Origin of the sequence: Salegentibacter sp. (assembly GCF_041642575.1) — a bacterium.
Lineage (GTDB): Bacteria > Bacteroidota > Bacteroidia > Flavobacteriales > Flavobacteriaceae > Salegentibacter.
In genome coordinates, this window is the sequence record NZ_JBEPWD010000063.1 from 1 (window position 1) to 12520 (window position 12520).

The window sequence follows — 12520 nt, forward strand, 5'->3', positions numbered from 1 at the left end:
AAAAGTTAAAGTTTCTCCTCCGGCTACGCTCAAACTCAACAAGAGTAAACTTACAGCATAAGTAGCTGATAATCAAAAAAAGTCGTTAAAATTTTTAATTAAGTCGGTGAAAGGTACGCTAGAGCATTGCGTAAGGGATCTTGACTCTTACAAGAGCTTGGCTATATTAACACCAATTAAATAACCTCAAGAAGCGTTAATTGGGAATCTTCCCGCTCTAAGTCAATGGAAAAAGCTTTGGATATCCATATATGGTCATCCAAAGCTTTTAAAAAATTCGCTATTTAAGCAGCGGTTTTTCTACCTGGTCTAAAAATGCTCTTCCAGGTGGTGGTGTTCATCAATTAATGGTCCGCCACCGAGAATTTGCCTGGAAGCCTGTCCTGCAAACTTCTCGAAATTCAGGTGGAATGAGTGGGCCAGCTGTATCGCTTTTTGAATATAAGCGCCCTTGTTATCCCAGGTATTTATTGGGTCCAGCGTTTCTGCAGGAACCCCAGGGCAGGAAACAGGCATATAAAGACCAAAAATAGGGTGGACCTTAAAATCTACATTTTCCAGTTGACCTTCAAGAATGGCCGAGATCATAGCACGGGTATATTTTAGCTTGATCCTGGAACCAACCCCATAAGGACCGCCACTCCAGCCCGTATTTATTAGCCAAACCTTTACATTAGCCTCAGTCATTTTTTTACTCAGCATCTCGCCATAAACCGTTGGATGTAATGGCATAAAAGGTTCTCCAAAACAGGCCGAAAACGAGGGAACCGGTTCATGAATGCCGGCTTCTGTTCCCGCTACCTTTGCGGTGTAACCGGAAATAAAATGATAGGCAGCCTGTCCGGGAGTAAGTCTCGAGACCGGGGGAAGCACCCCAAAAGCATCACAGGTTAGGAAAAAGATATCAGTAGGGTTTTCTGCATAGGAGGGTTGCTGAATATTTTCAATATGATCTATAGGATAACTAACCCTTGTATTCTGGGTAATACTGCTATCCTCAAAATCAACCTCCCTGCTATTTTTCCTGAAGATCACGTTTTCCAGCATAGCACCTGGTTTAATAGCCCGGAAAATATCCGGTTCTTTCTCTTCAGTAAGATCTATAACCTTGGCATAGCAACCGCCTTCGAAATTAAAAATGATATTCTCCTCAGTCCAGCCATGTTCATCATCGCCAATAAGCTTGCGGTCAGGATCTGCAGAAAGGGTAGTTTTTCCCGTGCCGGAAAGTCCGAAGAAAATCGCTGTATCTCCATCTTTTCCAACATTCGCAGAACAGTGCATGGGTAATACATTTCTTTCCACCGGAAGAATGAGGTTAAGTGCAGAGAAAATTCCTTTTTTAATTTCACCGGTATAAGCCGATCCTCCCACCAGTGCAATTTTTCTGCTAAAGTTAAGTATGCTAAAGTTTCCCTGCCGTAAGCCATATTTTTCAGGGTCTTGCTCAATGTAACCGGGCGCACAAACTACCAGCCAGTCTTCATTAAAATCTTCAAGCTCTTCTTCATTGAGACGAAGAAACATGTTTTTTACAAAGAATGCAGACCAGGGATACTCTGCAATAGTCCGTACATCAAGCCGGTATTCAGGATAAGCGCCAACATAACCATCGTGAACGTAGAGCTCTTTCCCGCTTAAATAAGCGGTAACCCTTTCATAAAGACGATCAAAATTATCAGGGGAAATAGGTTTATTGATCTTTCCCCACCATACTTTATCCCTGGTATAATCATCTTTTACAAGAAAGCGGTCTTGTGGCGATCGCCCTGTAAATTTCCCGGTATTAACGGCCAGTGTACCGTTTTCTGTTTCTACACCCATGTTTTTCTCTACGGTGATCTTCTGTAACTCTTCTCCGGAAAGGTTTCGGTGGGCTACAGTGTCTTTTAATCCGTACTTTTTTAAGAAGGTGACATCGGAATTTTTGACTTGTGTTTCCATAATTTTAGATTTAGTCATATTAATAGGGCCATATTAGTGGCACCAGGATAATCGTAGTAATGAAAAGCAATAAAAGTAGTGGGGCTCCTACTTTAAAATAATCTGCAAACTTGTAATTTCCGGCTGTCATCACCATTGCATTGGTGGGAGTTGCAACTGGGGTTAAACAGGCGGTAGAGGCGCTTACAGCAACCACCATCAAAAATGGTTCTGGCGATATTCCCAGCTTACCTGAAGCATATAAGGTAATAGGAGCCATAAGAATCGCCGTAGCCGAATTACTAATGGCCTGACTAAAAAGGGAAGTTACCAGGAATATACCGGCAAGAAGAGCTGTAGGATGAATGGCACCGAGAGAATTTACCAGGCCATTGGCCGCTATTTGTGCCAGTCCGGTTTTTTGTAAAGCCAGCCCCATTGGGATCATTGCGGCTATCATTACCACACTCGTCCAGCTAATACCACTGTAGGCTTTGGCTATGGGAACACAGCCGGTAAGCATCACAATTCCTGCACAAATTAAAGCCGCTACAGATCCCGGCATCACATCAAAGACAAGCAGGAGTATTAGCAACAGCAGGGCTCCCATAGCAATAAAAGAGCGGTAGCCAAGCATATCGACATCTTTGCTCATCGCCTCAGGGCTACCAACAATTACCAGGTTTTCATGAATGGCTTTTAAACTATCTATATTCTTCCAGGCTCCCCGTATTACAAAACTATCTCCGGCCTGAATCTGTATTTTATTTTCCTTTAAAGGCTTATTTCCGCGGGAGACTCCCAGCAATTGTATACCGGTTTGCTCCAGGTAGCTACCCAATGCTACTGTTTGTCCCACAAGTCGTGAACTAGGGGTGACTACCATTTGAGCCATACCCACTTCCAGATTTATCAACTCTTCTTTAAGCTCTTTATCATTAGGAATGATAATCAGGTTAAAATCGAGGATTAGCTTGTCTACTGCCTCAGTGCTTCCTTTCACGATAATAATATCATGATACAGCAATTTAGTCCTCTGTAACGGAATCTCAACATACTTAGATTGGTTTTTGAAAGGCTTTGAATGTCGGCGTCTAAGTCTAACAATAGAGACCCCATATTTCTCTTCCAGCTGCCAGTCCTCAATCCTTGTATTGAGAAGTGGAGACATGGACCTAATTTTCAATCTGTATAAATTATGCCCAATACTATACTCTTCAATCCACTTATGCATTTCAGAATCTATATTTATAGGGCGATCCTTACTTTCCCTGGCGGGTAAAAGCTTTTGGCCTAAATATCTAAAATACAATAAGGTAATAAGAAGTAAAGGCACTCCTATAAGACTGAATTCAAAGAAGGAGAACCCGTCCATTCCATTCTGGATTAGCGTATCACTCACAATGATGTTTGGAGGAGTACCCGTTAAGGTGAGAAGGCCACCTGTATTAGAACCGTAGGCCATTGGGATAAGCAATTTAGAAGGCAGGGTTCCTGCAGTCCATGCAGCAGAAACCGTCATAGGCATAAGAGCAGCAACGGCCCCGGTGTTGCTCACTAATCCTGAAAGCAAACCGGAGCCAAGGGTAATAAGTACAAGTAGTCTATTAGTGCTCTTTTTAGCAAACTTCACAAACTTCCTGCCCGCCAAAGCCGTCCATCCTGTTCTGGCAAGTCCTTCTCCAATGATGAATAAGGCCGCAATCATTATTACGGTAGGATTGCTGAAACCACTAAGGGTTTCAGGAAGGTCCAGAATCCCGAAAAGGAACAGGGCCAACATAGACATTAGGGCTACAACATCTGGCGGATATTTATCCCAGACAAAGAGCACTATGGTAATCACGAGAATAGCTAGGAGCAGGTACATCTTTTTGCGAGATTAATCCAGCACAAGTACAGGAATATCGCTTTTTAATGTCACTTCCCTGGTTAATTTCCCTTTTGAGGGGGAACCTGTTTTGGAATGGGTTTTGGGCATAATCGCCAGTAAATCCACGTCATTCTTTTTAATGTAATTATCAATCCCCTCCAGTATGTCTTCATTTTCTGCAAAACTGTGGTGGGAGTAAAACATTTCAAGATAATATTGTAGGGTACTCTCATTCTTTTCATCAGCCTCCGAATATCCTAAACTTTCCGGATTACGGCTTACCGTGAGAACATCTACCTCTGCTTTAGTGCTACTTGATACATCCAGTAAAAGGTTTAGGGTAGAGGTGTCATGCATCACATCTTCTCCCAATGCAAGCAATATTTTCTTCAGTTTAAAATGTTTATGGCTTACAGGTATTACCAATACAGGCAAATCGGCTTCAAGTACAAACCTCGAAGTTCTGGTCACCGGAGATTCCACTCCCTCTTCGGCCCCACTTGTGCCCATTATTACAAGATCAATATCCAGGGATTTATGGAGATCAACTATTGTATCTGTGAATTTTCCGGTGCGGAAAAGATATCCAATTGGGGGTTCACCGGCTACCTGATACTTTTCCACCAGTTCTTCAAAATTGTTTTTCAGCTCATTTTCTTCATTTGCGTCCATTTTAGAATTGGAAATATAAAGCAAATTGATACCGGCTTTCTCGCACCCGGCTGCAAGTTTAATGGCATACTTGAGCGCATTCATTGAAACATCAGAAAAGTCGAATGGAATTAAAAAATTTTTCATAATCGTGGTATTAATCGGTTAACAAGAAGTTCAGGAATAATTCTACTTTCTTTATGGTCTTTAATACAAAAAAAAATGGTTTCAGAAAGTAACTAAAGGTACCTTTCTTCCTCTCCTAAAAATATGACGACGGTCATATTTCAAATAGTTAAGACGGAATACAAATACGCTGTGAGCCCTTGCTATCAGCGAAATCGTTGTAGTTAGGCGAAACTCAAAAAAACCTGTTGAAGGGGAATTCCAAACTTTAATTTTAACATTAAAATGTGAATTTATGGAGCGGGGCCTCCGGGATGATTTTTTTCCATTCTAAATGAAAAAAATCATCCCGGAACTGATTAAGATCAATTTTTGGCTTGCCGGTAGTTCATACCTTTATCAAAGAATATTTTTTCTATCACTTACCTGAATTTACCGCTATGAAAAGCTGTTCAAAACACAGTATTTCAGTGTTTACTATAATTTTTGCAATGCTAATAAGCAATTTGCCTGCATTTGCCCAAAGTGATAGCCTGATTGACGATTACTCCTACTTTAAAAGAAATTTTAAATTAAATGCTCTTGTAGTTGGCAGGTATACAACTTCCCTGAACAGTGATATAGATTATCTTGGGAAACACTTTGCAGATAAGGAGGATGTGGTGACTAACTCCTTTGAAATGCAATACGTACGTTTATCAACAACTTTCTTTATCAATGACAGGATCACCTCTTCCATCCTGGTGAATTTAGCCGAATTTAAAAACGAACAGTTGCATGGGAAAGTATTGGAAAATGCCTTTGTTCGCTACCGTCATAACAACTATTTTTCATTGATGCTGGGCCAGTTCAGGCCGTTCTTTGGATTAGAAGATTTGCATCCTTTCCAACTGGATAATTCCTATGCCTGGTCAAGGCAGTATTCTCTTTTTGGAAGAAATGGCTGGCAAAGTTTTCAGATAGGCGCCGCAGTGTTTGGATCGCTTGAATCAAATATTCTATCTTATTACCTGACGGTTTATAATGGTAATAACAGGAACGTGATGGGCGATAATGACAGTTCTAAAAACCTCACTTTCCGCTTAGAATATATGCCGTTTTCCGTTTTAAGAATCGGTTTGAACGCTGGCAAAGCCCGCTATAAAAGACAAAATGCCAATGCCTATGGAATAGACGGGCAATTCAAGCAGCCACTGGGAAACAGGTTTGATCTTGATATTAATGCCGAATATAAAAAGGGGACAAACTTTGAGGCATTCCGACTTTCTGAAGCTCCGTTACAAAACCTTGATGATTACCAGATGGAAGGCTATTATTTTCTTTCGAGACTACGATATAAGCTTCACGCACCGCGATTACGGGCGCTGGAAGTAAGTTTCAGGCAGGAATACCTGGACAGGAATACTGCTGCTGAAAACGATGAGCTTATGACTTATGTCCCCATGATGAGCCTGGTTTTTGCCGGAACTTATGATGCTAAACTATCCCTTGTGGGGGTGATTAACGATTATAATCGCAATCACCCCGGAACCGCACAATACGACTCTAATAAAATGCTTTTACAATTTCAGGTGGCCTATTAGAATGATTAACAAAAAAAAATTAACCTATGATATGGTTTATTAAAAACTCAGTTACAAGGAAAAATCTTATGGCCTTAACCGGCCTTTTCCTGTCCTTCTTTTTAATCATTCACCTCGCCGGAAATTTACAGCTTCTGCTTCCCGAAACAACGGCAAAACTGCAATACAATTCCTACAGCCAATTCCTTGGAGGCAACCCCATGGTGATCGCTGTTTCCTTTGTTCTGTATGCGTGTATAATTCTGCACAGCTTAGATGCTATCTATCTTGCAGTAAAACGAAAAAAAGCCAATGGAGTTTCATACTCAAAAGACAGAAGAGGAAGAGCAAGCACCTGGTATTCCCGGCATATGATGGCCTTAGGAATTATAGTTTTTGTTTTCTTAGTGATCCACTTTAAAGATTATTGGTACAAATATAAGTTTGGGGATCTCCCGCTGGATGAGAATGGCAATAAGGATCTCTACACTTTGGTGATGGTGTCTTTCGAGCAATTATGGTATGTGGTTCTTTACGTAATAGCTATAATCGCGCTGGGGTATCATTTGCTTCACGGTGTCTTCAGCGCTCACAGGACCATAGGCTTATATCATCCGGTTTACAATAAAATCATCAGGATACTGGGAATTACTTTCGCAGTAGTAATTACTATAGGCTATATAATTATTCCGGTTTTCATCTATATAAATCACCAGACATGAGCGAAATAACAAACACTAAGGTGCCGGCGGGGCCGCTGGCTGAGAAATGGAGTAATTACAAAGCTTCAGCAAAACTGGTGAGCCCAAATAACAGAAAAAAATTTGAGGTGATCGTAGTCGGCACCGGTCTGGCAGGTGCATCTGCTGCTGCCTCTCTCGCGGAAATGGGTTATAATGTAAAAAGCTTTTGCTTTCAGGATTCGGCAAGAAGAGCGCATTCTGTAGCCGCCCAGGGCGGTGTTAATGCCGCAAAGAATTACAGGAATGATGGAGACAGTGTGTACCGGATGTTTTATGACACCATTAAAGGAGGAGATTTTCGAGCCCGGGAAGCCAATACTTACCGCCTGGCCGAATGCTCTGCAAGTTTAATAGACCAGGCTGTGGCACAAGGCGTACCTTTTGGAAGAGAATACGGAGGATATCTAAGGAACCGTTCGTTTGGCGGGGTGCAAGTCTCCCGGACTTTCTATGCACGTGGACAAACCGGCCAACAATTACTTCTTGGATCATACCAGGCACTACTGAGACAACAAAAAGCTGGTAAAGTTCAGCTTTATACTCGACATGAAATGCTGGACCTGGTGCTAATTGAGGGCAAGGCCCGCGGAATTATTGCCCGCAACCTGGATACAGGAGAAATTGAACGTCACGCCGGGCATACAGTAATTCTCGCCACCGGTGGATTTGGTAAGATATACTACCTTTCTACTCTTGCCATGGGCTGTAATGCTTCAGCTATTTGGAGGGCTCATAAGAAAGGCGCTTTTATGGCCAATCCAAGCTGGACTCAAATTCACCCTACCTGTCTTCCGCAGAGCGGGGAATATCAGTCTAAACTTACTTTAATGAGTGAATCCCTTCGGAATGACGGAAGGATTTGGGTGCCTAAAGCTAAAGACGAGACACGAGCTCCCGGAGAAATACCTGAAGAGGAAAGGGATTATTACCTGGAGCGAAAATATCCGTCCTACGGAAACCTTGCTCCCCGGGATATTGCCTCCAGGGCAGCAAAGGAACAAATTGACCTCGGGAAAGGGATAGGCCCACTTAAAAACGCAGTGTACCTGGATTTTTCCAAAGCTATTAAAGAATACGGCAAAGATGTTATTGCTGAAAGGTATGGGAACTTATTCACCATGTACCGAAAAATTACAGGAACCGATGCTTATAAAGAACCTATGAAAATTTCCCCCGCCGCTCATTTTTCCATGGGAGGTTTATGGGTAGATTATGAACTTATGACTTCCATTCCGGGGCTTTTTGCCATTGGAGAAGCTAATTTTTCAGATCATGGGGCAAACAGGCTGGGAGCCAATTCTCTGTTGCAGGCCTGTGTAGACGGATATTTCGTGCTGCCTTATACGCTGCAGAATTACCTGGCAGACGAAAACAAAGATTCGAAGAATTCTATAGATCATCCTGCATTTAAGGAGGTAGAGCAAAATGTGCGCAGCCAGATGGAGAGATTTCTAAGCTGTAAAGGCAAACGAACAGCAGAAGATTTTCATAAGGAAATCGGCAGGGAATTATATGACAAATGTGGCCTGCTTCGTACCAAAAAAGGATTGGAGGAAGCAATTCAGAATATACGCAGGATAAGAGAAGAGTTTGAAGAAGACCTTATGGTGCCGGGAGATGCCGAGGAGGTTAACAGCGAATTGGAAAAAGCCGGAAGGGTTGCAGATTACATGGAGCTGGCAGAGCTTATGTGTATAGATGCGCTGCACCGTGAAGAATCATGCGGGGCTCATTTTAGAGCAGAACACCAGACGCAGGAAGGCGAGGCAAAAAGGGATGACGAAAATTTCAGTTATTCTGCGGCCTGGGAATGGTCCGGAGACATTTCTGCTCCTATCCTGAATAAAGAATCCCTGGTCTTTGAAACCGTTGCTCCAACTATCAGGAGTTATAAATAAGAGAAAATTTCTTCCGCAGCTATAAAAAATTCGGGAAGGAAATTTAGAAGAATAGCATTCAATTAAATCACATCAGGATGAGAATAATTTTAAAGATCTGGAGACAAAAAAACAGGGAAGCCAAAGGAAAATTCTGCGATTATGTGCTGGAGGAGGTAACCAGGGATATGTCTTTTCTGGAAATGTTGGATATGCTGAATAACCAGCTGGTAAGGCAGGGAGAGCGGGCAGTGGAGTTTGACCATGATTGCAGGGAAGGAATTTGCGGACAGTGCGGAGTAATGATTAACGGAATAGCCCACGGGCCGCTTAAGCACACGACTACCTGCCAGTTGCACATGCGGGAATTTAATGATGGGGATACGATTTATGTTGAACCCTTTAAAGCAAAGGCTTTTCCGGTGGTACGGGACCTGAAGGTAGACCGTTCCTCCCTGGATCGTATTATCGCCTCTGGCGGATATGTTTCAGTAGATACCGGTCAGGCCCCTGAAGCCAACAGTATTCCGGTGACTTATCAGGAGGCAGAAACCGCTTTTGATGCTGCTGCCTGCATCGGCTGTGGGGCTTGTGTAGCAAGCTGTACAAATTCCAGTGCAGCTTTATTTACCGGTGCCAAGATCACTCATCTCGCACGCTTACCACAGGGTGATAAAGAAACTTCCTCCAGAACTGTGGACATGGTGAACCAAATGGAAGAGGAAGGCTTCGGACATTGCAGCAATACAGAAGCCTGCCAGGTGGAATGCCCGGAAAATATTTCAGTGCTCACTATTGCAAAAATGAACTATGAATATAACCGGGCCAAAATCCTGTTTAAGAAATAACCTTTAGATTAACCTGATTCCTGAATTTAAGCCCTGGATTTAACCTGTGTTTTTAAGTCCGCTTGCAAGGGCGGTGGTTATCTCCAGGAGAAGAGTCACCAGGGAACTCTCATTCCGATCATCACTGGCTCTCCACAGCTCCAGGTTTTTAATCTGTAAATGATGCAGGGTTAGAAGCGCATCCTCTCTTCGGTTTAAATTGTCCAGCAGGCTTTGGCGGCGTTCCTCCCTATTGGTATCAAACATAGCACCTATCTGGTCCAGACTTTCAGTATGTTCGGTTTTAATGATCTCTGTGAGTTCCTGCCGAACATTTTGATTCTTAACCAATTCAGCATAAAGGCTCATAACCTCGGGGGATGCATTCATAAGATTGGTTTCCACCTGGATAAGTATATAACGCAGCAAAGGCCATTTATCAGCAAAATCCCTGAGCTGCATATAGCTATCCTTATCCTCATTTTTCAGCTTTTGCAATGCATAGCCAATTCCAAACCAACCGGTAATATTAAAGCGGGATTGATTCCAGCTGAAAACCCACGGGATTGCCCTCAAATCTCCCAGGGTTCTTGTTCCGGTGCGACGTGCGGGACGCGAGCCTATTTTACTTAATTCCAGCACATCAATAGGAGTTGCCTCCCCGTAAAATTCAAGGAAGGAAGGGTGATTTATCAAATCCTGGTACTTCTCCTGGGAATACTGAGCCAGTTTTCTCAAAGCTGCCACAGGATAGGTAGTAGCGCGCTGCGGAAAGCTATTGTAACCTGTTTGCAAAGCGGTACCGGAAAGTAACATCTCGAGGTTATAACTGGCGGTAAGTCGGTTTGCAAATTGCTGGGAAATCGTTTCTCCCTGTACCGTTAGCTTCATTTCACCACTCAGGCTTCCGGGCGGCATACTTTCAAGGAAACGGTGATATTTTCCGCCACCCCTGCTTATGGTACCTCCAATTCCATGGAAGAATTTGAAACGCACAGCGTTCTCTTCTGCCGTTTTGGTAAGCGCCTCTTCAGCCTGGTAAATATGCCATCTACTGGCAATAATTCCCCCATCTTTGTTACTGTCGCTATAGCCCAGCATCACTTCCTGTACCCCGTCTTTACTTTTTTTGTAGGCAGGGTGCTTTAAATAACTATCCATTACTTTATCGGATGCCAGCAAGTCATCAATGGTTTCAAACAAAGGCACAACCTGGAAAGTATTACAGCTAAGACCAGCTTCCCTCATGAGTACATACACCAGAAGCAGGTCACTCAAGCCGCGGGTCATACTCACAATAAAGGATCCTATTCCCTGCGGACCATATTTTTCTGAATGTTTTTTAACCACCCGGTAACAATCCAGCACCTTATCTGCTTCCGGCCCGAAGGATTTACCTCCGATGGCAAATGGCCTGTTGGTTTTTAATTCTTCAGATAAAAAATCGATTCGCTTCTCTTCATTCCAGCTGCGGTATTCGGGCAGCTCGGGATAGGTAGTTTTAAGGATCTGTTCCATCGCCTTGTCGTGGAATTCACTATTCTGCCTTATATCGAGGCGGGCGAGGTGAAAGCCAAAACTTTGCAGCAAACGTTCGGTGGGGAAGATCAGGTCTTCCACAATTCTTTTTGCGTCAATTTCCAACAGAGATGACTTAAGCACCTGTAAATCCTTCAGAAGATCTTCCGGACTTGCATATACTTGCTCATCCAGGTTGTTTTGCTCTTCCATCGTGTTGGTTAGCTGCACCAGCATTAACGAAAGAAACTGGCGCCAGGGCTCATAGGGATTCCTTTCTGCGGCGATTTTTCCTGCTTCCCCTAATAGCTCCAGCTTTTTGTCAATTTCATCATTAAGAATCTCCGGAATGAGGTTTCGTTTCTTTGAAAAGCTGAGGTGCGTTACCAGCTCATTTAACTGGGTATTGATAAGTTCCAAAGCGGCTTTTCTTTGTTCTTTAAGGGTGCTTTCGGTAATGGCAGCGGTGACGTGCGGATGCCCGTCCCGGTCGCCCCCTACCCAGGAACCAAACTGCAGCCGGGGATAGGTGAGTTTTTCGGGGTCAAAGCCCATTTCCAGCCAGCTTTGTCTAAGCTGAATATCGGTTTTTTTAAGCGCCATCGGAAAAACTTTACTCAGGTAGTGCACTACATTATTCCTTTCTTTTTCCACCGTTGGTTTTTCCAGGTAGATCTCCCCTGTTCTCCACCATCTTTCGAGTAGCGCCATAATATCTTCTCCAATTACCTTTCTTTCTGAAGAAGAATAAGCGGTATTTTCCAGCTTGATGAGTTTAAGGTAGATCTCCCGGTGTAATTCCAGGATAGATATTCTCTTCGCTTCGGTAGGATGTGCAGTAAGTACCGGAGTCACACTTATTTTTTGCAGGATCTCTTGCATTTGGTCCTGCGATAAGCCCTGGGATTTCCACCTGTTAAAGGTCTCACTCCAGGAACCCCGAATGGCCTGCAATCCCTTATTGTCGATGAGTTTCCTGCGGTATTGCACGGCAGCATTCTCTTCTACCAGATTCATAAGTTGCATGTACATGCTTAGCACCTGGATCTGTTTTTCATTTAGTTTTATATCCTCAGGGATGTGGTTCTTAGAGCCGTCCTGTGAGAGTAGATCTACCAGTTCATGTTCTCCAAGCTCTTTCAAAACCTGGCGGAAACAATTGGTAAGGAATTCCATGTCTTTCCATATCTTTTCAAAAGATAGCGTATTGGTACTTTGGTTCATTTTCCGCAATTTTTAATTAAAAAATTAAATTAACTAAATGAACGATAAAGGAAAAATTAGGGAAGCGCTAAGTAAAGCTAAGCTGACCCGAATCATGTTTTTTTGGGGAGTTTTGTAAGCGTGATTCAGAGCCGTATACAGGCTTTTCTAAACAGCCACAGGGGGTTAGTATATTTCAAACGTTTGAGGCGAAGGG

The 12520-nt window shown here is 43.1% G+C and carries 8 protein-coding genes; 4 read left to right on the plus strand and 4 right to left on the minus strand.

Features of this window, described 5'->3' with window-relative positions:
* Positions 1-309: 309 nt before the first annotated feature.
* Genes pckA through ACESK1_RS09695 form a run of 3 tightly spaced genes read right to left on the minus strand, consistent with a single transcriptional unit; the run spans position 310 to position 4594 of the window.
* Positions 310-1944 carry a phosphoenolpyruvate carboxykinase (ATP) gene (gene pckA, locus ACESK1_RS09685; protein WP_372919981.1) on the minus strand — a complete coding sequence of 545 codons (1635 nt, stop codon included), beginning with the start codon at positions 1942-1944 and terminating at the stop codon, positions 310-312.
* 19 nt (positions 1945-1963) lie between these two features.
* Positions 1964-3793: an SLC13 family permease gene (locus ACESK1_RS09690; RefSeq protein ID WP_372919982.1), complete on the minus strand. Its 1830-nt coding sequence runs from the start codon at positions 3791-3793 to the stop codon at positions 1964-1966.
* A gap of 12 nt (positions 3794-3805) precedes the next feature.
* A complete protein-coding gene (locus tag ACESK1_RS09695) occupies positions 3806-4594 on the minus strand; it encodes a universal stress protein (RefSeq protein ID WP_372919983.1) in 789 nt (262 codons plus the stop codon).
* Positions 4595-5013: 419 nt separating this feature from the next.
* Here ACESK1_RS09695 and ACESK1_RS09700 point away from each other — a divergent pair, with 419 nt between their 5' ends.
* The 4 genes from ACESK1_RS09700 to ACESK1_RS09715 all read left to right on the plus strand — a co-directional run bounded on the left by ACESK1_RS09700 (position 5014) and on the right by ACESK1_RS09715 (position 9603).
* Positions 5014-6156, plus strand: coding sequence for a porin (locus ACESK1_RS09700; protein ID WP_372919984.1), 1143 nt, complete (start codon positions 5014-5016; stop codon positions 6154-6156).
* Between the two features lie 26 nt (positions 6157-6182).
* A complete protein-coding gene (locus tag ACESK1_RS09705) occupies positions 6183-6857 on the plus strand; it encodes a succinate dehydrogenase cytochrome b subunit (protein WP_372919985.1) in 675 nt (224 codons plus the stop codon).
* Positions 6854-8776, plus strand: coding sequence for a fumarate reductase/succinate dehydrogenase flavoprotein subunit (locus tag ACESK1_RS09710; RefSeq protein ID WP_372919986.1), 1923 nt, complete (start codon positions 6854-6856; stop codon positions 8774-8776). The genes ACESK1_RS09705 and ACESK1_RS09710 overlap by 4 nt, the downstream gene beginning before the upstream one ends.
* A 77-nt stretch (positions 8777-8853) precedes the next feature.
* Entirely contained in the window at positions 8854-9603 is a 750-nt protein-coding gene (locus ACESK1_RS09715) for a succinate dehydrogenase/fumarate reductase iron-sulfur subunit (protein WP_372919987.1), read from the plus strand.
* 39 nt (positions 9604-9642) lie between these two features.
* Here the strand turns inward: ACESK1_RS09715 and ACESK1_RS09720 are convergent, their stop codons facing one another.
* Positions 9643-12324, minus strand: coding sequence for a phosphoenolpyruvate carboxylase (locus tag ACESK1_RS09720; RefSeq protein ID WP_372919988.1), 2682 nt, complete (start codon positions 12322-12324; stop codon positions 9643-9645).
* Positions 12325-12520 lie beyond the last annotated feature (196 nt).